This window comes from Aliidiomarina celeris (assembly GCF_003316875.1).
GTDB lineage: Bacteria > Pseudomonadota > Gammaproteobacteria > Enterobacterales > Alteromonadaceae > Aliidiomarina > Aliidiomarina celeris.
In genome coordinates this window covers 41,681-68,573 of sequence record NZ_QMIL01000009.1, presented here as the reverse complement: position 1 = coordinate 68,573, position 26,893 = coordinate 41,681, and the positions used below count along the sequence as shown (strand labels likewise).

The following is a 26,893-nucleotide window of genomic DNA, read 5'->3' as shown; positions in this document are numbered from 1 at the left end:
TTAAGACGGATTCACAACGCTTGGCATTTTGGGTTTGTAACAGGTTTAGTGTTTACGGCACAATGGTTTAGGTTTGGTGGTCGCGTTGTTCACCACTCAACGCGGCGTTATGCCTCGGGTAGTAGCAATCATTTAAAAAATGACCTAATATTAGAGCCTAATATAGCTCTTTTAAGAGGTCTTTATGCGCCAAATATTAGCAGACTTTTCTGTAAGTATATCAGAACTAAAGAAAAACCCGTCGGCCTTGCTTTCTCAGGCGAGTGGCTCACCTATTGCTGTTCTAAATCACAATAAGCCAGCCGCTTACCTGATTCCGGCAGATACGTACGAAGCTTTGATGGACATGATTGAAGACTACGAACTTGCGAAACTGGTGGAAGAGCGTCGGAGCGACATAGACAAAGCAATAACGGTAGCTCTGGATGACTTATAGGCTTAAATTTCTTCCTGCTGCTCTTAAGGAGTGGGAAAAGGTTGGAGCGCCAATCAAAAACCAGTTCAAAAAGAAGCTGGCAGAGCGGTTGGAGAATCCGCGAATTCCTGCAGACCAGCTTACCGGATATGATTCGGTCTATAAGATTAAACTCCGATCGGCTGGTTATCGGCTGGTATATGAAGTAGTGGACAATCAGCTTCTTGTTTATGTACTTGCTGTCGGTAAGCGGGACAAAAGCAAGGTATACACTTCGCTGAAACGGAGAAAGTGATATGTGGGTAATCAGGCATAGCAAACGGTTGCAACAGGCGCAGGTTTGGGCTGGGGTTACGGACCAATATAACTGGTACCCTATGATGAACGCGTTAATTGACTACATTAAGAAGAACTCGGAAACGTTCAGGCAGGAACCCTAGCGCTGGTAGTGCTCAGATTGCAGTAATTTTGGAATATTAAAAACGCCCTCAACAGAGGGCGTTTTTAATTTGGGCGCTTAAAAAATATAAACGAATCCAACACCTAACTCTGCTTCATAGTTGTTGCGTGCAATTGGGCTTTTTTCAATGTCGCTACTGAAGCGTTCATAAAGTGCTTCAACGTAGAGCTGCCAGTTGTTGTTCAGGTATTTGCGATAATTGTAGTGTAATGCTACCGACCGGATACCGCCGTCGAGGTAGGTTTCGTTCAGCCCTGAGGCTGCTGCTTGGGCAGCATTGACGCCGAAGTCGCGGTTCGCAACATCGCTGTCGTGGTACACCACTACGGCAGACAGTTCACCACCGGTGCCGTCGAGTTGGGTGCCAAAGCGGGTTCCAATTCCGAAAATTCCAACGTTGCCTTCGTCGCTATTTACAATGCGGCCGTCTAACCAGTAGCGCCAGTCGGCACCGAATGCACGGCGTGCTTGTAATACGAACTCATAACTTTCGTCGATGTCGCCAAGACCGTTCAAGTAGCCTTTGTCTGAGTCGTCTTCTACTCGACCTTCTTCAAAACCAATGGTGGCTTCGAGAAGCCAAATGTCGCTGCGTAGGCCACGCCAACCAATGGCTTCACCGGCCCAATAAAAAATGTTATTACCTTTGCGCCATTGTACGCCACCGGCGGGCTCAACTTCCCAACCAAACTCGTCGGAGCCTTCGTAGGCCGACTCGTATTCGATGCCCATGCCGAGTGCAAAGGCCCAGCCGTCTTCCCCTTGGGTAAAGTCTCCGACCGAAGGTAAGGGCACGAGCGCGGTGCCTTGTTCTTGTGCGAAGGCGGTTTGCGATGTCATCGCAAGCCCTGAAGTCGCAAGCAAAGACGCTGTAATCATTAAACCTGCAAACTTTTTCATATACTGCTTCCTTTAAGTAATAGTAAAGATTGTGTTCATAACAATCATAATACTCATGGTGCAGTTTGCAGGATCACGGCTACCTCTTTTTTATCGCACAGCACCGCAGCGCGATTATTTATAAATCATACTTGTCGACTATTTCTTGATAGCGCCCAGACGTTTTGACACGAGCCAAGGCTTGATTAAAAGCGCTTACGGTTTCCCAACTTACGGAAGCCTTGCTGAACATGACATAAACCGGAGAGCTCCCTAAGTTTAGGCCGTGTGGCTCAATGTAAGCGTCGAGGCCTTTGCGCCGCAAAATAGACGCGCCAACAAAATGGTCCTCGAGGAAGCCGTCGATGTCTTCGTCGATAAGCCGAGCCATATTGAGTTCGCTGATTACTGCACCCATGAATTGATCGGCGAATTCGCTATTGGTCGTGAGTGCGCGAATGTCGTCGCCATAATAGTATTCGTTCACAATGCCAAGCGTGTTGCCGGCGCTAACGAATTCCTCAATGCTGTCGTAGCGTTTTCGGCCCTCGCCTTGGCGCACGTAGAGTACAAACTGTTCTTCGCGGTAGGGATCGGAAAAATGAGCGAAAGCGTCGCGATCTTCGGTGAATGACGCGCCGAGCACGAGGTCGATGTTGCCACTTCGAACACCCTGCAACAACTCGACCCAGGTTGCTTGTTGGGTTTGAATAAGACAGTTCATTTCATGGGCGACGGCACGCACGATTTCTACGTCGAGGCCGGTTACTACGTTGCCAACCCCAATGTATTGGTAGGGTTCCCAGGCGTCGAAGCCCATGGTGAGTGAACAAGGCTGTGCGGAACGCCCGGATTCTGCCGTGTTTGTTGAGGCGCTGTCAGCCGAACTGGCCGTTGCTGTATCAGCGTTAGGTTGACTTGGTGGTGAGCAAGCGAAGAGTAGGGTGGTAAACATTAAAATACAGACTCGTGATAGATATTTCATAACACACCTCTGTTTTTAGGGGGTTACTGTAAGCTTAGTTTAGTTTTCAAAAACCGCTCTGTAGTTGAACAACTTTTGTTCGCTCGTGGGTTTTTCTGCTGCGGTTGGAGACAGTGAATTCGGGAGGCTTTTACGCTAGCATAGTCGCCACGTTTACACGGTTGTGCAGAAGGGAGCAGGAAAGCCAATGGCGGAGATACAAATTTCAGCGCGTGTAAGTATTTCTGACAGCGAGATTGAATGGCAGTTTATTCGCTCGAGTGGTGCGGGTGGCCAGAATGTGAATAAAGTAGCCACGGCGGCGCAGCTTATTTTCGACATTAACGCTTCTTCTTTGCCGGAGTTTTATAAGTCGCGGCTATTGCAGCGTCGCGATCACCGTATCACTCAAAGCGGTAAGATTATTATTAAATGCCAAGAAAGTCGCAGCCAGCTGGCGAATAGGGAACAAGCCTTGGCTGACTTTATTGCGTTGGTGAGTAGTGTGAATAGGGTGCAAAAACCACGCATTGCCACGCGGCCGACGAAAGCAAGTAAGGTGCGGCGCGTTGAAGGGAAGAAAAAGCGGGCCACTATTAAAGCGAAGCGGCAAAAGCCAACCGCAGAGTCTTAATCCTCGTGTAAGTGTGGCATTGCTGCGCTGTGGAAAACGCGCGATAATAGCCGCTTCACATCGCTGCCAATTAGCGCTCTCAAGTTCCCGTCAAATATGGTGCCCGCATGGAAATTAAAGTTAACTTTCTCGACAATTTACGTGTTGAGGCCAAATTCGACGACTTTACTGTAGTTGCCGACCAGCCCATTCGGTATAAAGGCGACGGCTCTGCGCCAGGGCCTTTTGACTATTTTCTTGCGAGTTCAGCCCTTTGTGCAGCTTATTTTGTGCGGGTGTATTGTTTGTCGCGGAACATTCCGACCGACAATATTCGTTTGTCGCAGAACAACATTGTTGATCCTGAAAACCGCTACAATCAAATTTTCAAAATTCAGGTGGAGTTGCCCGAAGACATTTCTGATCGCGATCGTGAAGGTATTTTACGCTCGATTGACCGCTGTACGGTAAAAAAGGTGGTACAAACTGGGCCTGAGTTTCAGATTGAAGCGGTAGACAGCCTCGACGACGATGCTCAAGCGCTCTTAATTGCCGCACCGGCAGAGGAAGCAAGTACTTACATTGTGGGGAAAGACTTACCCTTAGAGCAAACCATTGCCAATATGACGGCTATACTCGCCAACTTGGGCATGAAAATTGAAGTTGCGTCGTGGCGTAACATTGTGCCCAATGTGTGGTCGTTGCATATTCGCGACGCGGCGTCGCCCATGTGCTTTACCAACGGCAAAGGAGCCACCAAAGAGAGCGCGTTGTGCTCAGCGTTGGGCGAGTTTATTGAGCGCTTAAACTGCAATTTTTTTTACAACGATCAATATTTTGGTGAAGACATTGCCCACAGCGACTTTGTGCATTACCCAAACGAGAAGTGGTTTCAACCGGGCCCTAATGACGCTTTACCGAAAGAGATTCTTGACGACTATTGTTTAAGTATTTACGACGCTGAGGGCGAGCTTCGCGGCTCTCATTTATATGACACCAATTCAGACAATAAGGCGCGGGGTATTGTGTCGCTGCCTTTTGTACGTAAATCCGACGGCGAAACCGTGTATTTTCCGTCGAACCTCATTGAAAACCTGTTTTTGAGCAATGGCATGAGCGCCGGCAATACTATGGCTGAAGCGCAAGTGCAGTGCTTGTCGGAAATTTTTGAGCGTGCTGTAAAGCGTGAAATTATAGAAAACGAGTTAGTTTTACCCGACGTTCCAGCCGAGGTGTTGGCGCGTTTCCCACATATTGTTGCCGGTATTGAAGGGTTAGAAGCACAAGGCTTCCCCGTATTGGTGAAAGACGCGTCGTTAGGGGGCCAATTCCCAGTTGCGTGCGTTACCTTAATGAACCCGCGTACAGGCGGCGTTTTTGCTTCTTTTGGGGCGCACCCCTGTTTAGAGGTTGCAATTGAGCGCAGTTTAACCGAACTGTTGCAGGGGCGTAGTTTTGAGAACCTGAACGACGTGCCCTTGCCGACCTTTAATTCTATGGCGGTGCAAGAGCCGAATAACTTTGTAGAGCATTTTATCGACTCGAGTGGCGTTGTGTCGTGGCGTTTTTTCAGTAACCAAGCCGATTACGAATTCAGCGACTGGGATTTTAGCGGCAGCAACGACGAAGAAGTTGAAACCCTATTCGGTATTTTGGCGGCACTGGAACTCGAGGCTTATGTTGCTGAATTCAACGACCTCGGCGCCCCCGCGTGTCGAATTTTGGTACCCGGATATTCCGAAGTGTACCCGATAGAGGATTTAATTTGGGACAACACCAATGTGGCGTTGCAATATCGTCGCGACATTTTGAACCTGCACCGGTTGAGCAACGAACAACTTACCGCATTAGTGGAGCGGCTGGAAGAAAGTCAGCTCGACAATTATACCGACATTATTACTTTTATTGGTATTGAGTTCGACGAGAACACCGTGTGGGGCCAGTTAACTATACTCGAACTCAAGCTGCTGATTTATTTAGCTTTAGGGCAGCTTGAGGAAAGCTTGGAGCGGGTTGAGGAGTTCCTTCAGTATAACGACAACACTGTTGAGCGAGTGCTGTTCTACCGCGCCATGGAGGCGGCCTTAAATGTAGTGCTCGACGAAGAGCTTGAACTTGAGCAGTTCGAACATAATTTCCGCCGCATGTACGGTAACGAGCGAATGGACGCGGTAATCGGTTCTATACAAGGCACTGTGCGCTTTTATGGCTTAACGCCAACCAGTATGAAACTTGAGGGGCTCGATCGGCACTTAAAATTAGTGGATAGTTACAAGAAGCTCCACGCTGCGCGGGCTAACGCCTACCGTAAAAAGTAAGCCCGTGCTATGTTCAATTATGTTTGAAATTTTGGCGGGCTTATGGACTTTCTTGCTTTTGTAAATTCAAGCCACGACTTAGCGACAGCCTATGCGGGCTACCATGTTCCTTGGTTGGTGGTGTTGTCGTTGGTTATGGCTATTTTGGCCGCGTTCGCGAGCCTTTTTCATACCGATCTCATGCGCATTGTAAGCAAGCCTTGGCAGCGTCAAGCGTGGCATTTTAGCGGCTCGGTGGCCATGGGGCTTGGGGTTTGGGCCATGCATTTTATTGGTATGGTCAGTTTTCGTATGGACGTGCCGGTGGTGTATTCGCCTAGCATTACCGCGTTGTCGGTAATACCCGCTTTTTTAGCCGCATGGGTTACCCTTTCTATTTTGTATAAAAACGCGCGCTCGGTGCGCTCTGTATTGCTTGGTGGCCTTTTTATGGGGGCAGGCATTGGTGTAATGCACTATACCGGCATGGCAGCGATACAAACCGAAGCGCAAATGCTGTACCTGCCCAGTATGTTTTTGGTGTCTATTGTAGTGGCGGTGGTGCTGGCGTCGTTGGCGTTGTCGATTCGACCTATGCTGGAAACCGTTATTAAAAGTGCAACCACGCGGCTGATGCTCAGTGCGGTGGTCATGGGGCTTGCGGTGGCAAGCATGCATTACACGGCCATGCACGCTACGGTATTTTTACCGAGTGCACAAAGCGCGAAACAAGTGCTTACAGGCGCAGACGCAAACCAGCTGGTGTTAAGTACGCTCATTGTGGCTATGTTTATTGTGTTTATGAGCACCGTAGTGGTGGTGATGATGAACCGTCAGCAACGGTTGCAAATGACCGCCGACCAACGTGGTGAGCAGGTGCAAGCACTCACAGAGCGCTTAACCAAGGTGGCTGAGCGAGTGCCGGGCATGGTGTATCAATTACAGCGTGACGACAAAGGCTACCTTAGCTTTAGTTATTTAAGTGAGGCGGCGCGCCCGTTATTTGGTGTTGAACCTAAAGAGGCCATGGCAAATGCTGGCCGCATACTCAGCTTGGTACCTGAACGGGAACGGGCGAAAATTGTGGAGTCGCTAAGTTATAGCGCGCACACAATGCAGGCCTGGAATCACGAGTTTCCGGTTGAAACACCCAATGAGGGCGTAAAGTGGTTGTCGGCAACCTCTATGCCGCAGCGCGAGCCTAATGGTGGGGTGAGCTGGAGTGGTTTTATTAGCGACATCACGGAAAAACGCCGTAGCGAAGAAACAATTCATCGGCTCGCCTATTACGACAGTTTAACGGAGCTGCCAAATCGGCGTTATGTCATACGCGAGCTCAATGAGCGGCTGTCGACGCTGGTGATCACTAAACGTGCTTTGGTGGTACTGGTAGTGAACCTCGACGGGTTTAAGCGTATTAACGACGTACACGGCCAGCAACAGGGCGACGCCTTACTGAAAGCGAGTACACAACGCATGCAACGGCTGCTCATTACCAATGTGTTATTAGCTCGCCTTACCGCCGACGAATTTGTGATTGTTGCCGAGTGCGACACTCAGCAGTGCGCAATAGCTACGGCAGAGCGGCTCGCTGATCGCGTGCTTAAAGAGCTGAGCAAGCCTTTTGATTTGCCGCGCTTAAGGCACCAAGGTTCGGCTAGTATTGGTATTACGTCGGCGGAGTCGGACGCGATAGGCGCTGAGGAACTTTTGCGCCGTGCTGATCTTGCGGTAAATAAGGCAAAACAAGAAGGTGGTGGTCAGTTTTATTTGTACCACCCCGACATTGAGCAAGAAATTAGTGCGCGTTTTTCTTTGGAGGCTGATCTTCGCGAGGCGCTTAGTAGCGAACAATTCGTACTTTTTTACCAAATGCAATGTGACGAAAATGGCGAATACCTAGGGGCAGAGGCGTTGATTCGTTGGCTGCATCCACAGCGCGGTATGGTGTCGCCGGCTGAATTTATTCCCGTTGCCGAAGACAGCGGCCTAATTGTGCCGTTAGGTGAATGGGTATTGAAAGAAGCGTGCAAGCAATTGGCGAAATGGCAAGCCCATAAGCATTCCAAACATTGGAGCTTGAGCATTAACGTAAGTGCTCGGCAGTTTTATCAACATAATTTTGTTGAGTTGGTGCTCGACGAAATAGCTAAACACAATTTACCGCACCATTTAGTAAAGCTTGAACTTACAGAAAGCTTGGTATTGGAAGACATGGACGCGGTAGTGAAGAAAATGCGGGTGTTAAAGAATTCGGGTGTGCGTTTTAGCATGGACGACTTTGGTACTGGCTATTCAAGCTTAAGCTATTTGTCGTCGCTACCCTTTAATGAAGTGAAAATAGACCAAGCCTTTATTCGCAGAGCCTCAACCAAGGAAAGGGAGCGCGACTGGACCATAGTAGAAGCCATTATTGGCATTACCAAGAATTTGGGTATGGAGGTTATTGCCGAAGGCGTAGAAACCAAGGAACAGCAACAGCGGCTGGCGCAAAGCGGATGCTTGCGCTTCCAAGGTTATCTGTTTAGTAGACCCGCTCCGGCAGACGAATTACCTAAGGGTTGAATGGGCAGTAGCGGTAAGGGCGTGTCGGGCCTCACGCTGTTCGCGCGCTGTTGTTCGGGGTCTGTTTCTGCGCTGCGTGTAGTTGAAGCGTGGTAGTAAGGTACCCAGCGCTCTTGCTCTAGCCGCGGTAGCACGTCGGCCCAAAATTGACTGCTAATGTCGTTAATAACGTTACTTTCGGCATTGAGCAGAATAACCAACCCCACTTCATGCTCTGGAGAATAGGCGATATCGGCTCTGAACCCTTGCACCCAACCGCCGTGATACATAATTTCGTGCTCGCCGAATTGATACAACCGCCAACCTAAAGCGTAATGAGCGTCTTGAATAAAGTTGCGCCAACCACGGCGGCGGAGATCGCGAACGGTCCGTACGCGCGGCTCGCGCAGGTCATTTAACACCTCTGTTGGCATTACGTCTGGGCGGTAACCAAGCTGAGCAATAAGCCACTGGGCAAGGTCCGCGGCGCTTGCATTCACACCTGCCGCACTCGGGAAATTGTAATAATGCGGCGTAACCGTGCGGCTAAACCAACGACTTTGGCCGCGCACATGTGGCGCTGCTTTATTGGGCGCTGCCAAATACTGTTCGAGGCCCACCGAAGCATTGTTCATGCCGAGCGGATTAAACAGTTCAGTGCTTAAAAGCGTGGCGTAGTCAACTCCCGTGCTTTGTTCGAGTACGGGCTCAATAAAGCTAAATAACACGTTCTGGTAACCATAGCATTCGCCCGGCTCACACAACGGGTTTAATCGCGCAAAGTGGGGCAAAATGCGTGTGCGGTTGTAGTTTGCTTCAATCAGGTTGTCGTAGGCGTTCGGTACAACGCCAACGGAGTGCGCGAGCAGATGCTCGACTGTAACTTGGTTGGCGAGAGATTCATTTTGGAAACGAAACTCCGGCACATATTGGGTGACCGGATCTTGCCACTGAAAATACTGTTCGTGCTGGAGTTTTGCGGCCAAGCCCGAGGCAAAGGTTTTCGACACAGAGGCCAAGCGAAATACGGTGTTTTCGTCGACCAAAGCGCTGCTTCCCGCTGCGCGAACACCGAAGGGCTGTATTTGTAGAATGCGGTCGCGGTGCACAACCGCAAACACCCCGCCGGGCACATTGTCTCGTGCGAGTGCTTGTTCGAAAAAGTCAGAAAAGTCGGGAAATAACTCCACCGGCGTCGCGTATTCTTCGCTTTGTGCCAGCACATGCGGCGCAGCAAAAAGCAGCGCCGGTAAGGCCAGTAGGGCAGTAATTCGTTTTTTTGTGAGCGCCTTCATTTTTTATTCTTTTTATTGCGTTAGTCGCGGGCTTTCTCAGCTAACACTTGGTCTATTAACAGCACGAAGCTTAGTGCAGTTTCTGACGTTGCGCGAAAAAATTCAATATCAACCCGATCTGCAGTATCAGTAGGCCGGTGGTAGTCGTTGTGGTCGGCCACACCTAAATAGAGAAACGGAATATTTTGTTCATGAAAGGCAACGTGGTCAGACGCGGTTGTCCAGTCTGGGGTGTTACCAGCTTTGCGGCGCGGACGGTCGTGGGCCATCAGCAGTTTGGCGCCACTTTCAAGTTGCACGCGGCGAACTAATGGCGTTAACCAAGGCCGATGGTATGTGCCCACAGCGTAAAGCAGCTGTTCCGTGTCTCTGCTAAGCATATCGAGGTTTAAATTAAAGGCTATGGTTTCGGGTGCAAGAAAGCCGGTGCTGAACAGGGCCCGTGAACCTTGAATACCGCGCTCCTCGCTGTCGAGGGCAATAATCATAATGGGGTGTTGATTCGGGTACTGCTGTAAGAAACGAGCAATTTCTAAAATTGCCGCAACACCAGAGGCGTTGTCGTCGGCACCGTGATAAATGTCGCCGTCGCGAACACCTAAGTGGTCGTAGTGCGCGGTAAGTACAAGGGTGCGAAGGTTAGGTCGTGTACCAGGCACAATGCCAACAACATTGGCGGCGTTATCGGTTACCGAGGTTGTGAAGGGGTGGAAATAGCCCTCAGTTCCTGCCGGCTCAAGGCCTAACTCGTGAAACCGTTGAGCAATATAATTGCGTGCAGCAATACCACCGTTACTGCCTTGTAAGCGGCCTTCGCGCTCGGCGTCGGCAAGCCAAGTTACGTCGGCCATTAAGCGTTCTATATTTAACCGCTCAGGAATGGTGCTGGCTACATCAGCAGGGGTGATTGCGGCAATACGGGCAGCTTCTGCTTGGGTTAAATAATTGATGTACAGAAGGCGACCGGGCCACGCAATAAACACAACGAGCGCAAGCAGCGCAATAATCAACCAACTACGACGTGACAGCATAATAAAACCTCAAGAAAAAACTGGCTGAATAATACCTTGTTTACCGGCCAATGAAAAATGCTTCGAATCCGAGGCGCTGGTGTTGTTATACTCTTCGCAATTTAATACGTAAGTTTTAACCCTAGCAGTAGGATTTTATGCATTCGTCCAGCTCCTCAACTACAGCCAAAAAGCCCAGTTTCTTTATTGAGTTAATGTTCAATATTGTGGTGCCTTCCGTTATTTTAATGAAGTTCTCGGGCGAAGCGCAGCTCGGCGCTGTGCTTGGGCTTATTGTGGCGCTACTGTTCCCGATTAGTTTTGGTTTGTGGGATTTAAACCGGCGCAAAACGGTAAACTTTTTCTCGGTGCTGGGCCTTGTGAGTGTATTGCTTACTGGCGGTATTGGTTTATTGCAGCTTGATCCGCAATATATTGCGATAAAAGAAGCGGCTATTCCGGCTTTAATTGGCGTGGGTGTGTGGTTAAGCCAGTTCACCAAGTTTCCGGTGGTCGAAAAACTGCTGTTGAATCCGGATTTAGTGAACGTGGAGAAGCTGCAAAAGCGGCTCGCGGAGCGCAAGCAAACAGCGGCTTTTGCCCAGGTTATAAAACGTGCGGGCATTGGGGTAAGTGGTGGTTTTTTCCTTTCGGCCACCCTCAATTATATTTTGGCGCGCATGATTGTAGTGAGCCCAGCCGGCAGCGAGGCATTCAACCAAGAGCTTGGCCGTATGACCGCGCTAAGTTTTCCCGTGATTGTTTTGCCAGTGATGCTTATACTCATGGGGTCGGTATTTTATTTATTTTGGCAGATCAGCCGGTTAACCGGCGAGTCGATAGAACACTTCTTACATGAAAAATAAGCATAGGGGAGCGCGTTGGTATACGTTGATTTAAAAGACAGCTTTCATTTACGTATAACTCGCGATTTGGGTGACTTTCCCGAACACCATTTCGACGCCTGCTTGTTTGTTCCCGGTGAACTCGAATTTTCCGAAAACTTCCTAGAAGAGCGTGCCTTTTACCAACAAGGGCTGCAAATTCAGCGAACCTACCAAAGTACAGCAACCTTAGAGCCTCTGGTGAAAAGCCGGTTGATTCAGCGTTTGAGTAAGCAACGAGAGCGGCCTGACCCGCAATACCGTATGAGCTTAAGTTTGTACGGCTACCAATATGTAACAGCGATGGAACAGTCGGTGCGCAAAATATTAAGCCAACCGCCTGAAGACTTGCGCGCCGAACTAGGCGAAGTGATTGAGTTAAGTGCCACCATTTTACGCCGCTTGCGGCGCAACCGCCCCGTCGATAACGCTATGTCGTTGTACTTTGTAAACGTGGATAATTATTTGTCGTGGTTTACCGAGCAGCAGTGCCTAAAGCTGGCGGTAGAGCTCGATTGGGCCGACAACGAAAAAGACATGAAGGAGCTGCTCCTTCGAATTGGCCGTCGCGAGTCGCGGTATCGCACCGAGCAACAGTATAACGCCGAACGGGTGAGCCAAGACCCGGTGCGCTTGTCGAATAAAATGCGTTTATTGCGGCGCTTAATTGAATATCCTGTGTCGATGCGCCGGCTTGGGCAAGCGCTCGGTGGCACGGAGCAAAAGTTGGTGCGGGCGGGCGTAGCGGCGGTACTCATGTCTGCGGCATCTGTCATGGTGTTGTTAGCGCGTGATCGGCTTAGCGACGTAACCTTTATTTTTGTACTTGCGCTGGCGGGCTTGTATGCCATACGTGAGCTGTTTCGCGAAGACATACAAACGAAAATCTGGAACTGGTTACGAAAAGGTCGGCCCAAATGGCGTTATCAGTTTATCGACGTGAACTCCGAGCAAACCGTTGGCCGCGCGGTGGAATGGTTCGACTACAAGAAATTTGAGGACTTACCAGAGGAACTGAAAAAAGCACGGCAAAGCACTACGCCACAACGGGAGGAAACCGTGGTGTGGTTTCGAAGTGCGTCAAAAATGCTGCCGGCTCGGTTTTTGAGTGGTTATTCGGGGGCGCGAGAAACCATGACCATAGACATGGCGTTGTTGCAGCCGTTAATGAACCAAAGCGCCTATGCGTTATATATTCAAGAAAACGGCGAGGTGCGGCGCGAAGACGTTGAGCGCCGGTATATTTTTAACTTGGTAACGCGGGAACGGGTTGGGGCGAAGAAAGTAAACACCCAGCGGTGGAAAATTATTATGAATTACTCACGCATTCTTAGCGTAGAGGCGAGCGACTAAATGTATACGCCCTTGCAAGTTAATGCGCCGAAGCGTGAAATCTTTGGTTGGGCCATGTACGACATTGCCAATCAAGCCTACACCACTATTATCATTTCTTTTGTGTACTCTGCTTTTTTTGTGAGCACCATTGTGCCAGCCGACAGTGTTTGGCGTGATAGTTATTGGTCGCTAGCCATTATTGGCTCAACGTTATTGGCCATGGTGCTGTCGCCAATTGTGGGGCAAAAAATAGACCAAGGTATGTCGAAAAAAAGGTTACTTTTTGTTTCCACCCTTATTTGCGCCGTGTTTACCTGCGGGTTATTTTGGGTTGGCCCCGGCGACGTATGGTGGGGCGTGGCTATTATTCTGATTACCAATACTGCCTGGATGCTGGGCGAAGCCATCATGTCGGCGTTCTTACCCGAGCTAGCTACCAAACGGAACTTAGGGTTGGTGTCGGGCTTGGGCTGGGGGCTAGGGTATCTCGGTGGTTTTGTTAGCATGGTGATGGTGTCGGTACTGATTATTCGTGCCGATCCAATTTCCGAGAGCGCGCTTTTTATTAGTCAGCATCAGTGGGCCATGATCGCCATATCCGTTTATTTTATGGTAATGGCCATTCCCACCTTTGTGTTAGTAAAAGGACAGCCACGCAAACCCCGTGCGCGAACGACCGTTACACAACCGTGGTGGCAGAGTTTGAATTTTCGCCAACAACGCCTCGCGCAGCCGCTGCTTTTTAAGTTCTTTGCAGCATTCGTGTTTTACATGGCGGGCGTACAAACGGTGGTGAAATTCATTGGTATCTACAGTACAGGTGAATTGGGGTTGTCGCAGGCAGATTTGGTAGCGGTGTTTTTAGCGACCCAATTCAGTGCGTTATTTGGAGCAATTCTATTTGGGGTATTAGAGCGCAGTTGGGGGGCAAAACCCGTATTGTTGGTGGTTATTGCAGTGTGGATTGTTGCTATTGCAGGCATGTACAGTATTCATTACTTAGGTACTCTTTTACCCTTCAGTACCCGAGATATATTCTTAGTTGTCGCACTGCTGGCGGGTACCGGTATAGGTTCTATTCAAGCGTCGAGCCGCTCGGTGGTGGCGTTATTGGCTGCCCCCGAGCGCGACGGCTCCGCCTTTGGTTTATGGGGCACAGTGAACCGGGTATCTATGCTGTTCGCTGCTAGTTTTGGTGTAGTTGCCGATTTATTGTCGCGCCAGTCGGCATTGTTGTTAGTGATCGGCTTTTTCATTCTTGGCGGCTTGCTTTTAGTTCGGGTGCCGCTGGTATTAGCACCGAAAGTTGAAAGATAACAAAAGGGGCTTCAGATGTTAGGAAATATAGGGTTAATTCTTGGATTAGCATTGCTAATTGCGTTGGCATTACGCGGTGTGAACATTCTGCTGGCGGTGCTGGTGTCGATTCTGGTGATTGGTTTAACCAATGGCATGGCGCTACAAGAAGTGTTTTTACAGCACTTTCCATTTGGCCCGTCGGGAGCGTTTTCCTTTGCCGGGAACTTCCTTTTGCTATTTTTGTGCGGTGCTTTGTTCGGCCGGGTTATGGCTGCAAGCCGGGCCGCACAAAGTGTGGCGTTGGCAATTACTCATTGGCTTGGTGCCAAGCGCGCGTTGCTCATTGCTATGCTGGTATGCGCGTTGTTAACGTACGGCGGTGTGGTGGTGTTCGTGGTTATTTTTACCATGTATCCAATTGGCGTTACGCTCATGCGCGAAGCCAACATTCCGCGGCGTTTGTACGCTGCTGCCATTGCGCTCGGGGCCGGCACCTTTACCATGACCGCTTTACCGGGAACCCCCTCTATTCATAACGTCATTGGCGCCCGTTCGCTAGGAACCGATTTATTTGCCGGCGGCTGGTATGGCGTGCTTGCTGGGCTTGTTATGGCAGTGGTGGGCATGTGGTATTTAGAACGCCAATGGCGCCGCGCCGAAGGCACGGGTGAAGGTTATGAAGCCACCGCAAAAGACGAACAAATGCGTGCTTTAGCTGAGCAACAAGAGGGCAACCAACCCAGTTGGCAGCTTGCCATTTTACCCATGGTGTTTGTGTTAGCCATTATTGTGGTGCCGCGTTTGCTGCAAATGAGCGGCCTTTCTAGCGCATGGATTCAATTTGCTGCAACGCAACCGGTGTTGTGGGCTAGCTTTGCATTATTGGTTGGCGCAGCCAGTTGTTTTGTGTTGTTTGCGCCGGTGCGAAAGCAGTTTGTTAAGGCCGCCGGAGAGGGGGTAGACGACGCGATTTTGCCGCTTATTAATACGGCTGCGGTGATCGGTTTTGGGGGTGTAGTGATTCAAACGGCTGGCTTCCACGCCTTTGCTGCATGGTTGTTGGAAATGCCGATTCCGCCGTTATTGTCGGTGTTTTTGTCGGCTAATTTAATTTCTGGTATTACGGCTTCGGCTTCTGGCGGATTACAGATCTTTATGTCGGCATTGGCGCCGGCCTACCTTGAAGCGGGTATTGCACCCGAACTACTGCACCGGATTGCGAATCTAGCCGCAGGTGGGCTCGATTCGTTGCCCCACTCGGGGGCCGTTATCGCACTACTTACGCTGATGGGACTTACGCACAAAGAAGCCTACCGCGATATTTTTGTAGTAACGGTGGCTATTCCTATGCTGGCGGCGTTAGTGGCGGTGTTTGTGGCACTGGCGGTTACCTAGGTTGAGCTGTTTGGTCGTGTATGCGCTTCGCTTTACCGAGCAAAGCTAGACTTTTACAGCCAACTTCAATACAACCAAAGCACACCAACAACTAGGTTGAATAAAAATGAAAACAGTAACGTTTAAGAAATGGTTGCCCGCCTTGAGCGTGGCCATAACACTCGCTTGGGCTGGGCAAGCGACGGCAAGCGGTTGGTCTGTGGCTGAGCCGCCGCAAGCTGAATTTAACGACATACGCATTGCCACCAGTGAAGGCACCTGGATGAGCGTGGACATTAGCCCCGACGGACAGTGGGTGGTGTTCGATATGCTAGGTGACATCTACCGCATGCCGGCGAGTGGCGGCGACGCAGAGTTACTGCGTGGCGGCGTAGCGTGGAATATGCAGCCTACTTATAGCCCAGACGGCCAGTATATTGCTTACACCTCCGACGAAAATGGCGGCGACAATATTTGGGTTATGAAAGCCGATGGTAGTGAAGCTTGGGCGGTTACTAACGAAAACTTTCGCTTACTGAATAGCCCCGCGTGGAGCCCAGATGGCGAATATCTGGTAGCCCGCAAGCACTTTACCGCACGGCGCTCACTCGGCGCGGGGGAAATTTGGTTGTATCACCGCAGTGGTGGTACTGGCGTGCAGCTTACGGCGCGGCCCAACGACCAAAAAGACTTAGGTGAGCCGGCTTTTTCACCCGACGGTAAGTATGTTTATTTCTCGCAAGACGACACACCAGGCCCTGTTTTTGAGTACAGCAAAGACTCGGTTGCTGGTATTTACTCCATTAAACGCTATGAACTGGAAACGGGTGCGATTGAAACTGTCATTAGTGGCCATGGCGGCGGCATTCGACCGACCCCGTCACCCGACGGTAAGTATTTGGCTTATGTAAGCCGCGACGATTTTCAAAGTAAGCTTTATTTGCTCGACCTTAACACTGGTGAGCGTCGCGAAATTTACGACAACCTCACGCGCGACATGCAAGAAACTTGGGCTATTCATGGTGTTTACCCCGCTATGGGTTGGACCGATAATAGCCGCGAGCTAGTATTCTATGCACAGGGTAAAATTCACCGTATTAACGTGAACAATGGCCAAGTGGCGAACATTCCGTTTGCCGTGGACACCACCAAGCAAGTTCAGCAAGCGGTACGAACGGCGCAGAATATTGACACTGAAAACTTCCGTGTACGCATGTTACGTAGCGTGCAAGTTGCACCGAATGCGAGCCAAGTTATTTATGAGGCGCTGGGTCAGCTGTACACTCGCCCATTACCCAACGGAGAGCCTACCCGGTTAACCAGTCGCGACAATCATTTTGAGCAATTCCCTGCATATTCCAGAGACGGTCGCTATTTGGTGTACACAACGTGGAATGACCAAGAGCAAGGCCAAGTTGTGGTGCGCGATTTACGCAACGGCCGCGAGCGCGTGTTAGCAACTGGCACAGGTAAATTTATTGAACCCACCTTTAGCCCAGACGGCAACGCCGTGGTGTACCGAAAAATTAGCGGCGGTTACTTAACAAACCCTGCTTATGGCTTAAATACCGGGCTTTACTACTTGCCACTCGACAGTGACACGCCTACCCGTATAGCGCGCAGTGGTTCGCAGCCGCACTTTGGCAGCCGCAACGACCGTGTTTACGTACAAGGATTTGGCGCCAGTGGGCCAGAGCTGCGCAGCATTGATCTGGACACCCACGAGAGTAAAACCTTGTATACCTCGTCGCATGCAACCGAGTACCGGGTGTCGCCGAATGGCAAATATTTAGCCTTCGCAGAGCGCTTTCGCGTGCATGTTACGCCCTTTGTGGAGCGTGGTAAGGCTATTTCAATAAGCCCGAGCGACCGCCAGTTGCCAGTGGAAACGCTTTCCAAGCGCGCCGGTAGCGATATTTCTTGGACAGCCGATAGCTCGAACTTATATTGGGCATTAGGCCCAGAGCTCTATTCGGCCTCGTTAGAAGGAATGTTTGACTTTGCCGCTAGCGATATGGAATTGGTAGCCGACGGTACCGACATTGGCTTTGAACATCCCGTGTATGTGCCGGAGCAAACGGTCGCATTCGTCGGTGGCCAAGTGGTAACCATGAACGGCGACGAAGTAATAGAGAACGGTGTAGTGGTTGTCACGGGAAATCGTATTGAAGCGGTAGGGCGCCGCGGTGAAGTACGTGTGCCGTCGAATGCACGCGTAATCGACACCAGTGGCAAAACGGTTATTCCAGGCTTAATTGACACGCACGCCCATGGTGGCCAAGGCGAGCAGCAAATTATTCCGCAGCAAAACTGGATTCTTTATGCTGGGCTTACCTTTGGCGTGACGACCATTCACGATCCGTCGAACAATACCGCGCAAATTTTTACGGCCAGTGAAATGCAGCGTGCTGGCGCTATTGTAGGGCCGCGTATTTTTTCCACCGGCACTATTCTTTATGGTGCTAATGGGGCGGGTATTACTGCACATGTAGACAGTATCGACGATGCGCGCTTCCATTTAGAGCGCATGCAAAAAGTGGGTGCGTTCTCGGTGAAGAGCTACAACCAGCCGCGCCGCGATCAGCGTCAGCAAATTATGCAGGCAGCTCGAGAAATGGGCATGTTGGTTATGCCTGAGGGCGGTTCACTGTTTCAACATAATATGAGCATGATAGCGGACGGTCATACGGTAATTGAGCATGCCATTCCGGTAGAAACCATTTACGACGACGTGAAGCAATTTTGGCGACAAACGGAAACAGCCTACACGCCAACCTTAGGCGTAGCGTACGGCGGTATTTGGGGTGAGCATTATTGGTATGCCCATACCAATGTGTGGGAGCACCCCAAGTTGTCTAAATTTGTACCGGAGCGAATTTTACGCACCCGCTCGATGCGCCGACCTATTGCGCCAGAGCACCACTATAACCACTTTAATGTGGCACGTGGCGCGTACGAGCTGCAACAAGATGGTGTAATGGTAACTGCCGGGGCGCATGGTCAGCGTGAAGGCTTGGCCCAGCATTGGGAAATTTGGATGATGCAACAAGGTGGCATGTCGCCGCACCAAGCGTTGCGTACTGCAACGATAGACGCTGCGCGTAGCCTCGGTATGGAGCAGTCGATTGGTTCCATAGCAAGCGGTAAGTTGGCAGATATTGCCGTAATCGACGGTAATATATTGGCAGACTTCCGGCTGACTGATCGGGTGGTGTATACCATGGTGAATGGCCGTTTATTTGACGCCGAAACTATGCAAGAAATGGGGCCGAATGCGAAAGCACGCCAGCCCTTCTATTTTGAGCAAGTCGTTAACGACTAAGGTTTGCTCAAACGCTCACCAAGCCCTCGTTTGTTGACTCAAACGGGGGCTTTTTATTGAGGCTTTTTTAAACCAGAGAGCTTTGCTATTGTGGTAAAGATTTTGTAAGGTTGTCCGACCAGATGGTTGTATAGTTGTTGCCGTCGATACATAAGAATATGAAAAGTGCGCTTTCCCCAATAAAGGGCAGGAGAAGTACCCATGTCATTTTTAAAACAGCAATTTAATAAGCTGTCTACACGCATTATTGCCGGCTTTGCCGCCGTCGCCGTTTTAATCGCAGTGACAGGGAGTGTCGGCCTCGGGTTTATCAATAGCTTTGAGCGCACCTTAAGTTACGTAACCGAAACCACAACCCCCACAGTAACCCTCACAGGTGAGCTAAAGAACGCCATGTATGAAGCTAACGGACTCGTAGGTTTAGCGTTAGCATCGACCGATATTAGTGAAATCGACAACTACAACACCCAGTTTGACGCTGCTAGCAGCGCATTCTCGAGTCGTTATCAACGCTTAGAGTCGCTCGTGTCTGAGCCGAGTATCAGGGCTACCTTAGCGGAGTCGATGAATGCGCGACGGGACTTTGAGCAACAAGCATCTATTTTATTTGAGCACCACCGTACTGGGCTGTTGCGCGCGGCGGAAGTGCGCCGACGGCTAACCGAGTTTGATCGCATAGCAGCGTTTTTAATCGGCGAGCTTGGCAATATTTCATTTCATGCCGAGCAAGTAGCACAAGATGTTGAGCTCACCTCCGCGGCCACAAACCTGCAAAGTTTAGTTATGGAAATTCAATATTTAACCCGTGACTACTTGAGCCAACGAAGCACGATTACGTTACCGCCATTGGCTGAAGAGTTAGAACAGGTGTTTGAAATTTTCGACTTCCCGATGGAAACCCTGAACGACCGCGCCGACGCAAACATTGCGGCATCGGTAAGTGAAGTGGAGAATTTACTTGCACAGTGGCGCGAAGCGGCCTTTAGTGACGGTGCGCTTTTACTTTCTTACGAACTGCAACTTGAATCGGAAACCGACGCAGCCTTAAGCGCTACAGCGATGGCGGCGGAAATTGAAGCGGTGAATGAAGCGTTGAATCAAGTAGAGCTGGCGGCAATTGAGCTCAATGAAAAAAGCTCTCAACAAGCGGCGGCCAAGGTGCGGAGCGCATTGTGGATTATTGCCACTGTGGTTATTGCTGGGTTTGTACTCGCTGTTGTTTTAGGTGTTTTTGTTACGCGCAGCGTTACGCGGCCATTGGGTGGCGAACCGCAAGAAATGCAAAACTTGGCGGAGAAAATAGCCGAGGGTGACTTACGTATTCAAACGCACGGTGAAGAAACCGGTGTTTTAAGTGCAATGGTTCGCATGGCAGAAGGGCTGCGCGAGCTGTTAGCTGAAATTACCGAGGCGAGCCGTTCGTTAACCCGCTCTGCTGGCGAAACCTACCAAATTGCGGAAGAAACCGCACACGACGTACAGGCGCAAGAGCAATCGGTGGAGCGCGCCGTTACCGCTATTGAAGAAGTTGTGCGTACCGTGGAAGATATTGCCAGTGCGGCGGCAAGAGCTCTGCAAGCAACTCGAAATGCGGAGCAAGAAACGCAAATTACTGAGCGCGTGTTCCAAGAAACCTCAGAAGCCATTCAAGGCGTGGCCGACGATGTAAAACATGCGGCCGAAGTAGTGCAGCATGTTGAAGCTCAAAGCACTGAAATTGGAACCATTTTAGAAGTAATTGAGAATATTGCAGAGCAAACCAATTTGTTGGCGCTAAACGCAGCAATTGAAGCGGCACGGGCGGGTGATCAAGGTCGCGGTTTTGCGGTGGTTGCAGACGAGGTTCGAACGCTCGCGCGGCGCACGCAAGACTCGACCTTAAATATTCAGCGCATTATTGAAACGCTACAGAAGGGCACGCGAGACGCTGCAACCGTAATGCAGGGCAGCCAGAAGGGTGTGGAAATTACCTTAGAGAAGTCGATTGCGGCACGCGGTGCGCTCGACACCATTCGCGAAGCGGTGGGTGAGCTTACCGGTATTAACGATCAAGTGGCGACGGCTTCGGAAGAACTAGCTTCGGTGACCAGTGAAATTAAGCTGAACATTGACGAAATTAGTGAGCGCACCGGGCGCTCGGCGAAAAGTGCGCACCGTATTACTGGCTCCAGCGGCGAGCTTTCCGACATTGCAAAACGGCTGGAAAAACTCGCCTCACGCTTCGACGTGTAACGGTTGCCTAAGCTTGGCTGGCAACGTCGGACACCAATTGGCGGAACCAACGGTGGCCCTCGTCGTGTTGTAGCAGAGGGCTCCAGATCATTTGCAGGTCAATATCGGGAATGGCAAAGGGTGGTGTTTTTAATACTAAGTCTGGGTTGTTTTCGTAAAGCTTCGCGGCACGTGTCGGCAGCGTTGCAACTAGCCCTTCGCGCGCAAGGTGCATGGCAACATGATAGTTACGGGTAAATACCTGAATGCGCCGAGTGTGACCTAGTTTTGCTAAAGCATTGTCGACCCAACCGAGTTTTTGTACAGCGTCTGGCGTCATACCAATGCCAACACCGAACCCTGTTTTACTCACCCAGCAGTGCTGCGCTGCTAAATAGGCGTCTAAGGTATAGTTTTCGAGTATCGGGTGGTCGCGATGTACAAGGCAGGTAAAGTCGTCGCTCCAGAGCTGCTTTTGGTGAAACGACTGCGGTAGGTCGTCGAATCGGTTAATGGCAATATCAACTTTGCCGTTTTCAACGTCGTGAAAGCTCACGTCGCTTGGGGTCATGAGGTCAATTGTAACGTGCGGTGCTTGGTTACGTAAGCTTTTAAGCAGCGGCGACATCAACGTAGACGCTGCATAGTCGGACACCATAATACGAAACACTCGGTCGCTCTCTTGCGGGGAAAAGCTGCGAGTAGGCTGTATAATTTCTTCAACTGAATACAAGATTTGGCGCACTTGCGGCTTCATGGCTAACGCCCGCTCGGTCGGCACCATGCCTTCGCTGGTTCGCACTAAAATTGGGTCGTTCAACAAGGTGCGAAGGCGCTTCAAACCATTACTCATGGCCGGTTGGGTAATATTCAGTTGTTCCGCTGCGCGGGTCACGTTACGCTCACGTAGCAGCGCGTCGAGGTAGATGAGTAGATTAAGGTCGATTTGGCGAAAATGATTCATCGAATGAATTGCCTTAGCGCGTGGTGATAAGTGAGATGAATTATAAAGAACTTCATGGCAAGCGCAAGCGAGGCAAAACGGAACTATGGCAACCTACAGGCAAGTAGCACGCACAATATTAGAAGGCTTTCACCGTCATTATCGGGCATTTCAAGCCATTACCGAAGACGCCCGCGAACGCTTTGTGCAACGTGACTGGAGTGCGATTCAAAACTCTGCCCGACAGCGTATAAGCTTTTACGACACAAGGGTACAAGAGGCGGTTGCCGAGCTAGAACGAATTGTGAATTGCGCGCATATTGACGAGTCGTTGTGGGAAGATGTGCGCCGTTATTATGAAGAGCTTTTGCAGTTTCATCCGCAGGCCGAGTTAGCGGAAACCTTTTTTAATTCGGTATTCTGTAAGCTGTTTCACCGCACCTATTTTAATAACCGTTTTATTTTTGTAGAAAGCGTGCTGGCGCGGCGCATTCCGTTGCCACAGGAAACTGAGTACCGTGCTTACTTTCCGGTGGCCGAGGGTATCGAAACCACCTTGCAACATATTATTGAAGACATGCAATTTGGCGCCGAATTTGCCAATAGAGAAGCCTGCCAAGGGCACCTCATGCGTGCCTTTGTAGAACAGGTTAATATTCGCAAGCTCAGTGACCATCAACTTCGAATAGACGTGTTGAAATACCCGTTTTACCGCAACAAAGCGGCGTATGTGGTGGGCCGAATTGTAACTGAACACCAACAGTATCCTTTTGTGGTGCCGGTGCTAGTGAACCAGCATGGGCTGTTGTATGTAGACGCGCTGATTACCGATGTAGAGCAAATGCTCATTATCTTTAGCTTTGCACGCGCATACTTTATGGTTAAAACAAGAGCGCCTTCTGCGCTCGTTCGTTTTTTGCAGGGCCTGATGCCGCGCAAACGTTTAGCCGAGCTCTATTCAGCCATTGGCCTACACAAACAAGGTAAAACAGAGTTTTACCGCGAGTTACTCCAGCACTTACAAAGCTCAGACGACCAGTTAGTCGTAGCGCCGGGTATTAAAGGCTTGGTCATGGCAGTTTTTACCATGCCTTCGTTTCCTTATGTATTTAAAGTTATTCGCGACGAGTTTGGTGAGAGTAAGCCTTTTGGTCGCGACACTGTGCTTGCGCGCTACCAGCTGGTGAAACGCCATGACCGGGTTGGCCGTATGGCCGACACCATTGAATATTCGAGTGTGGCCTTGCCTAAAAGCCGTTTTTCGGCCGACTTATTAGCGGAGCTTGAAGCAAGTATTGCCGGCTCGATGGAAGTAGAAGGCGACATGATTATTCTCAAGCACGTTTATATTGAGAAGCGCTTAACGCCACTGAATATTTATTTAGAGTATGCGAACGACGATGAGGCCAAAGCGATTCTCGACGACTACGGCCGGGCGCTAAAAGATATGGTGGCGGCAAATATTTTTCCTGGCGACATGCTGTTAAAGAACTTTGGCGTAACCCGAGGAAAGCGCGTGGTGTTTTATGATTACGACGAAGTACAGTACCTTACGGATGTCAACTTTAGGGCGTTGCCGAAGTCGAACGATACGCAAGATCAACTGGCCTCTGAGCAGTGGTATTCGGTGGCCCCGCAAGACGTGTTTCCAGAGCAACTCACTACTTTTGTTTTCCCAAACCCGCGTTTTCGCAAAATTATTGAAGCATTGCACCCAGAATTAGCCGACGTAACTTTTTGGCAAAGCCAGCAACAGCAAATACAAAAAGGGATGCTCCCAGACATATTTCCTTATCCGCAGAGCATCCGCTTTCAATACCAATCTGAGCCTTCTAGTGCTTAGAACTGCTCTTCTTCGGTAGAGCCTTTAAGTGCCGTAACCGACGACTGGCCGCCTTGAATAACATTGGTCACGTCGTCGAAGTAACCTGTGCCAACTTCCTGTTGGTGAGCTACAAAAGTGTAGCCACGGTCCGCAGAGGCAAACTCTTCTTGCTGCAGTTTTACGTAGGCAGACATGTCGTTGCGTGCATAGTCGTAGGCGAGGTTAAACATGTGATACCACATGTTGTGTACGCCGGCTAAAGTAATGAACTGGAACTTATAGCCCATGCTGGCCAGCTCTCGCTGGAACTTGGCAATAGTGGCGTCGTCGAGGTTGCGTTTCCAGTTAAATGAAGGAGAGCAGTTATACGCCAACATTTTACCTGGGTACTTAGCATGCACGGCTTCTGCAAACTGGCGTGCTTCGTCGAGGTCTGGCTTTGCGGTTTCACACCACACTAAATCGGCATACGGAGCGTATGCAATACCACGCGATATGGCTTGTTCAATACCGGCGTTCACCCGGTAGAAGCCTTCGGCGGTGCGCTCTCCAGTTAGGAAAGGCGCGTCGTTTGGATCAACATCGTTGGTCAGTAAATCGGCTGCATTAGCGTCGGTTCGGGCCACAATAAGTGTGCGTGTGCCGGAAACGTCGGCGGCTAAGCGAGCTGCAATAAGCTTTTGCACAGCTTCTTGGGTGGGCACTAACACCTTACCGCCCATATGGCCACATTTTTTAACCGAGGCAAGTTGGTCTTCAAAATGAACGCCAGAAGCGCCGGCTTTAATCATTCCAAGCATAAGCTCGTATGCGTTCAGCACACCGCCAAAACCTGCTTCTGCGTCGGCAACAATAGGCGCAAAGTAGTCGATATAACCTTCGTCGCCCGGGCCAACACCCTTCGACCATTGAATTTGGTCGGCGCGGCTAAACGAATTATTAATGCGCTCAACAACTTTCGGTACCGAGTCTACTGGGTAGAGCGACTGGTCGGGATACATGCTGGCCGCGCTGTTGTTGTCGGCTGCAACCTGCCAACCCGACAAATAAATGGCTTGTAGCCCTGCTTTAACTTGCTGAACGGCCTGGCCGCCGGTTAACGCACCCAGTGCGTTCACATAGTCTTTACCAAATTTTTCTTGAGCTTTGCCGTTCAGCAGCGTCCATAATTTCTCCGCGCCTTTTTCGGCATGGGTATAAGAGACTTGGCGAGAGCCGCGTAAACGAACAACGTCATGGGCGCTGTAAGTACGCTCTACGCCGTTCCAACGTGGGTCTGTAGCCCACTCCTTTTCTAACTTTTCTATTTCGGCTTGCATATGCTGTGGAGCAGTCATGGTATGTTCCTTGTGTTGGTTATTTCTTATTTATAAGTAGTTGTAGCCCGGCAAGGTAAGAAACTCGGTGAGTTGCTCCGCCGTAGTAATTTGGTCCAGTAATTGCTGCGCTTGCTGGAAATGTTCGGCTTGCCAACGATCGTCGCCTACCTCGCCTTTTACCCGCTGCGCTTCCTCATTTAGTAGTGCGCGGAATAGAGCCACGGTAACGCGCTCGCCGTTGCTTAATGTTTTGCCGTGTTGAATCCATTGCCAAATGGAGGTGCGCGATATCTCCGCAGTTGCGGCGTCTTCCATAAGCCCATAAATAGGCACACAACCTTTGCCCGAAAGCCACGCTGCAATGTATTGCAGCGCCACACGAATATTGGTGCGCATACCTTCTTCGGTACGTTCGCCTTCACTTGGCTCAAGTAAGTCGGCAGCCGTTATGGGTGCGTCTTGCTCGCGTAACACCTGCAGTTGATTTGCGTTTGCGCCAAGGTACTTTTCGGCCACCGCACGAACGGTAGGCGCGAGCCCCGGGTGCGCAATCCAGGTGCCGTCATGGCCGTTACTGAATTCCAATTCTTTGTCTGCTTTCACTTTGTTCAGAATAACTTCATTTTCAGCGGGATCTTTTGCCGGAATAAAGGCAGCCATTCCACCCATGGCCAACGCACCGCGGCTATGACAGGTTTTAATTAACAGTCGCGAGTAAGCACTGAGGAAGGGCTGGCTCATGGTGACGACTTGGCGGTCGGGTAATACGCGATCAGCGTGCGCGCGAAGGGTTTTGATGTAACTGAAAATATAGTCCCAGCGGCCGCAGTTTAGGCCCACAATATGCTCTTTGAGGCTGTGTAATATTTCATGCATTTGAAACACAGCCGGTAGAGTTTCAATTAGAACTGTAGCTCGAATGGTTCCTGTGGGCTGGCCAAATTTTTGCTCAGTAAAATGAAACACATCGCTCCACCATTGGGCTTCGCTATGGTGCTGAAGTTTGGGGAGGTAAAAATACACGCCGCTGTTGTTGGCTGTTCGTGTTTTGTAGTTATGGAAAAAATACAGTGCGAAGTCCATCAGCGCGCCTGGAATAGGTTTGCCTTGCCATAACATATGCTTTTCTGGAAGGTGCAAACCACGCACCCGAGCAATAAGAAGTGCAGGGTTGGGTTTCAGTTCGTAGTGCTTGCCTCGTGCTTCGTCTACATAGGATATTTGCCCTGCATTGGCGTCGCGCAGGTTAATTTGCCCTTGCATTAAGCCGTCCCAAGTCGGCGATTGCGCGTCTTCAAAGTCGGCCATAAACACGTCTACGTCAGCGTTTAGGGCATTGATTACCATTTTGCGATCTACCGGACCAGTAATTTCTAAATGGCGCTTTTGTAAATCATGGGGAATGTTTGCCACTTTCCAGTTGCCGGAGCGAATCGCCGCCGTGTTGGGATCGAAGTCGGGAAGTTCTCCTGCGTCGTAATTGTTCTGTGCGTGCTCTCGCGCCACTAAAAGCTGCTCTACTCGAGGGGCAAATTTCTCACACAGCTCGGTGAGAAAAGCTACAGCTTCGGGGGTGAGAATTGATTCATAATCATTCGATAGCGGTTGGGTAATTTCTAGTTGCGATGCGCTCATAATTCAACCTGACTTGTTAGTTTGTTGTGAAACACGGAGCTAGTATGGACCGCGCACTTGTATTCATCTAGAGCATGCTAATTATTTTCTATATTTTGTACATGAATGTTATTCCTGTCATTCATTTCGTGAATGCAGGATATGAGGCAGGTAAAATACCGTAAGGAAGGTATTTCCATTAGACATTAGTAGTAGGGGTGATTTTCTACGAGTTTTTAACAAAACCCTGTGCTATTATCCGCGCCGCATAAATCCCTCCCGTTACTCAC

The 26,893-nt window shown here is 50.2% G+C and carries 19 protein-coding genes; 12 read left to right on the top strand and 7 right to left on the bottom strand.

Translation table 11 applies throughout. The features are described 5' to 3' along the window. The first annotated feature begins 184 nt into the window (after positions 1 to 184). Together DQW12_RS13230 and DQW12_RS13225 are read left to right on the top strand one after the other, a co-directional pair. A complete protein-coding gene (locus DQW12_RS13230) occupies positions 185 to 436 on the top strand; it encodes a type II toxin-antitoxin system Phd/YefM family antitoxin (RefSeq protein ID WP_113908351.1) in 252 nt (83 codons plus the stop codon). Beyond that, positions 426 to 710 carry a type II toxin-antitoxin system RelE family toxin gene (locus DQW12_RS13225; protein WP_113908350.1) on the top strand — a complete coding sequence of 95 codons (285 nt, stop codon included), beginning with the start codon at positions 426 to 428 and terminating at the stop codon, positions 708 to 710. Before DQW12_RS13230 ends, DQW12_RS13225 begins: the two co-directional genes overlap by 11 nt. Positions 711 to 932: 222 nt before the next feature. On the opposite strand, the gene DQW12_RS13220 is transcribed toward DQW12_RS13225, so the two are convergent. Together DQW12_RS13220 and DQW12_RS13215 are read right to left on the bottom strand one after the other, a co-directional pair. Then, a complete protein-coding gene (locus DQW12_RS13220) occupies positions 933 to 1,775 on the bottom strand; it encodes a MipA/OmpV family protein (RefSeq protein WP_113908349.1) in 843 nt (280 codons plus the stop codon). A 118-nt stretch (positions 1,776 to 1,893) separates the two neighbouring features. Continuing rightward, positions 1,894 to 2,739, bottom strand: coding sequence for a substrate-binding periplasmic protein (locus DQW12_RS13215; RefSeq protein ID WP_198683965.1), 846 nt, complete (start codon positions 2,737 to 2,739; stop codon positions 1,894 to 1,896). 187 nt (positions 2,740 to 2,926) lie between these two features. Here DQW12_RS13215 and arfB point away from each other — a divergent pair, with 187 nt between their 5' ends. From arfB to DQW12_RS13200, 3 genes are all read left to right on the top strand, one after another. Then, positions 2,927 to 3,352 (top strand): alternative ribosome rescue aminoacyl-tRNA hydrolase ArfB, encoded by a 426-nt coding sequence (arfB, locus tag DQW12_RS13210; RefSeq protein ID WP_113908347.1) that lies wholly within the window; start codon positions 2,927 to 2,929, stop codon positions 3,350 to 3,352. Between the two features lie 107 nt (positions 3,353 to 3,459). After that, positions 3,460 to 5,649, top strand: coding sequence for an OsmC domain/YcaO domain-containing protein (locus tag DQW12_RS13205; RefSeq protein ID WP_113908346.1), 2,190 nt, complete (start codon positions 3,460 to 3,462; stop codon positions 5,647 to 5,649). 42 nt (positions 5,650 to 5,691) lie between these two features. After that, positions 5,692 to 8,193 (top strand): bifunctional diguanylate cyclase/phosphodiesterase, encoded by a 2,502-nt coding sequence (locus tag DQW12_RS13200; RefSeq protein WP_113908345.1) that lies wholly within the window; start codon positions 5,692 to 5,694, stop codon positions 8,191 to 8,193. Here DQW12_RS13200 and DQW12_RS13195 read toward each other — a convergent pair. Next, a complete protein-coding gene (locus DQW12_RS13195; RefSeq protein WP_113908344.1) occupies positions 8,145 to 9,467 on the bottom strand; it encodes a serine hydrolase domain-containing protein in 1,323 nt (440 codons plus the stop codon). The two genes, DQW12_RS13200 and DQW12_RS13195, sit on opposite strands and share 49 nt — an antisense overlap. A gap of 20 nt (positions 9,468 to 9,487) precedes the next feature. Beyond that, a complete protein-coding gene (locus tag DQW12_RS13190; protein ID WP_113908343.1) occupies positions 9,488 to 10,498 on the bottom strand; it encodes a M28 family peptidase in 1,011 nt (336 codons plus the stop codon). 137 nt (positions 10,499 to 10,635) lie between these two features. Here DQW12_RS13190 and DQW12_RS13185 point away from each other — a divergent pair, with 137 nt between their 5' ends. The 6 genes from DQW12_RS13185 (at position 10,636) to DQW12_RS13160 (ending at position 20,923) form a co-directional block, all read left to right on the top strand. Beyond that, positions 10,636 to 11,343, top strand: a complete 708-nt coding sequence (locus tag DQW12_RS13185; protein ID WP_113908342.1) for a VC0807 family protein — start codon at positions 10,636 to 10,638, stop codon at positions 11,341 to 11,343. 15 nt (positions 11,344 to 11,358) lie between these two features. Further along, positions 11,359 to 12,714 carry a hypothetical protein gene (locus DQW12_RS13180; RefSeq protein ID WP_113908341.1) on the top strand — a complete coding sequence of 452 codons (1,356 nt, stop codon included), beginning with the start codon at positions 11,359 to 11,361 and terminating at the stop codon, positions 12,712 to 12,714. Continuing rightward, positions 12,715 to 14,013, top strand: coding sequence for an MFS transporter (locus tag DQW12_RS13175; RefSeq protein ID WP_113908340.1), 1,299 nt, complete (start codon positions 12,715 to 12,717; stop codon positions 14,011 to 14,013). 15 nt (positions 14,014 to 14,028) lie between these two features. Beyond that, entirely contained in the window at positions 14,029 to 15,390 is a 1,362-nt protein-coding gene (locus DQW12_RS13170) for a GntP family permease (protein WP_113908339.1), read from the top strand. A 106-nt stretch (positions 15,391 to 15,496) separates the two neighbouring features. Further along, positions 15,497 to 18,691, top strand: coding sequence for an amidohydrolase family protein (locus DQW12_RS13165; protein WP_113908338.1), 3,195 nt, complete (start codon positions 15,497 to 15,499; stop codon positions 18,689 to 18,691). Positions 18,692 to 18,892: 201 nt separating this feature from the next. Further along, positions 18,893 to 20,923, top strand: coding sequence for a methyl-accepting chemotaxis protein (locus tag DQW12_RS13160; protein ID WP_113908337.1), 2,031 nt, complete (start codon positions 18,893 to 18,895; stop codon positions 20,921 to 20,923). 7 nt (positions 20,924 to 20,930) lie between these two features. Here the strand turns inward: DQW12_RS13160 and DQW12_RS13155 are convergent, their stop codons facing one another. After that, a complete protein-coding gene (locus DQW12_RS13155) occupies positions 20,931 to 21,866 on the bottom strand; it encodes a LysR family transcriptional regulator (RefSeq protein WP_113908336.1) in 936 nt (311 codons plus the stop codon). 85 nt (positions 21,867 to 21,951) lie between these two features. Between DQW12_RS13155 and aceK the strand changes: the two genes are divergently transcribed. Further along, positions 21,952 to 23,688, top strand: coding sequence for a bifunctional isocitrate dehydrogenase kinase/phosphatase (gene aceK, locus DQW12_RS13150; RefSeq protein ID WP_113908335.1), 1,737 nt, complete (start codon positions 21,952 to 21,954; stop codon positions 23,686 to 23,688). Here aceK and aceA read toward each other — a convergent pair. Together aceA and aceB are read right to left on the bottom strand one after the other, a co-directional pair. Next, positions 23,685 to 25,007, bottom strand: coding sequence for an isocitrate lyase (aceA, locus tag DQW12_RS13145; RefSeq protein ID WP_232819999.1), 1,323 nt, complete (start codon positions 25,005 to 25,007; stop codon positions 23,685 to 23,687). The genes aceK and aceA overlap by 4 nt on opposite strands. Before the next feature lie 30 nt (positions 25,008 to 25,037). Next, positions 25,038 to 26,624: a malate synthase A gene (aceB, locus tag DQW12_RS13140; RefSeq protein WP_113908334.1), complete on the bottom strand. Its 1,587-nt coding sequence runs from the start codon at positions 26,622 to 26,624 to the stop codon at positions 25,038 to 25,040. Positions 26,625 to 26,893 lie beyond the last annotated feature (269 nt).

What these genes read in the sequence shown, in the direction of transcription:
- DQW12_RS13230 (WP_113908351.1), top strand. Translation starts at nt 185, where the DNA reads ATGCGCCAAATATTAGCAGACTTTTCTGTAAGTATATCAGAACTAAAG.
- DQW12_RS13225 (WP_113908350.1), top strand. Translation starts at nt 426, where the DNA reads ATGACTTATAGGCTTAAATTTCTTCCTGCTGCTCTTAAGGAGTGGGAA.
- DQW12_RS13220 (WP_113908349.1), bottom strand. Translation starts at nt 1,775, where the DNA reads ATGAAAAAGTTTGCAGGTTTAATGATTACAGCGTCTTTGCTTGCGACT.
- DQW12_RS13215 (WP_198683965.1), bottom strand. Translation starts at nt 2,739, where the DNA reads ATGAAATATCTATCACGAGTCTGTATTTTAATGTTTACCACCCTACTC.
- arfB (WP_113908347.1), top strand. Translation starts at nt 2,927, where the DNA reads ATGGCGGAGATACAAATTTCAGCGCGTGTAAGTATTTCTGACAGCGAG.
- DQW12_RS13205 (WP_113908346.1), top strand. Translation starts at nt 3,460, where the DNA reads ATGGAAATTAAAGTTAACTTTCTCGACAATTTACGTGTTGAGGCCAAA.
- DQW12_RS13200 (WP_113908345.1), top strand. Translation starts at nt 5,692, where the DNA reads ATGGACTTTCTTGCTTTTGTAAATTCAAGCCACGACTTAGCGACAGCC.
- DQW12_RS13195 (WP_113908344.1), bottom strand. Translation starts at nt 9,467, where the DNA reads ATGAAGGCGCTCACAAAAAAACGAATTACTGCCCTACTGGCCTTACCG.
- DQW12_RS13190 (WP_113908343.1), bottom strand. Translation starts at nt 10,498, where the DNA reads ATGCTGTCACGTCGTAGTTGGTTGATTATTGCGCTGCTTGCGCTCGTT.
- DQW12_RS13185 (WP_113908342.1), top strand. Translation starts at nt 10,636, where the DNA reads ATGCATTCGTCCAGCTCCTCAACTACAGCCAAAAAGCCCAGTTTCTTT.
- DQW12_RS13175 (WP_113908340.1), top strand. Translation starts at nt 12,715, where the DNA reads ATGTATACGCCCTTGCAAGTTAATGCGCCGAAGCGTGAAATCTTTGGT.
- DQW12_RS13170 (WP_113908339.1), top strand. Translation starts at nt 14,029, where the DNA reads ATGTTAGGAAATATAGGGTTAATTCTTGGATTAGCATTGCTAATTGCG.
- DQW12_RS13165 (WP_113908338.1), top strand. Translation starts at nt 15,497, where the DNA reads ATGAAAACAGTAACGTTTAAGAAATGGTTGCCCGCCTTGAGCGTGGCC.
- DQW12_RS13160 (WP_113908337.1), top strand. Translation starts at nt 18,893, where the DNA reads ATGTCATTTTTAAAACAGCAATTTAATAAGCTGTCTACACGCATTATT.
- DQW12_RS13155 (WP_113908336.1), bottom strand. Translation starts at nt 21,866, where the DNA reads ATGAATCATTTTCGCCAAATCGACCTTAATCTACTCATCTACCTCGAC.
- aceK (WP_113908335.1), top strand. Translation starts at nt 21,952, where the DNA reads ATGGCAACCTACAGGCAAGTAGCACGCACAATATTAGAAGGCTTTCAC.
- aceA (WP_232819999.1), bottom strand. Translation starts at nt 25,007, where the DNA reads ATGACTGCTCCACAGCATATGCAAGCCGAAATAGAAAAGTTAGAAAAG.
- aceB (WP_113908334.1), bottom strand. Translation starts at nt 26,624, where the DNA reads ATGAGCGCATCGCAACTAGAAATTACCCAACCGCTATCGAATGATTAT.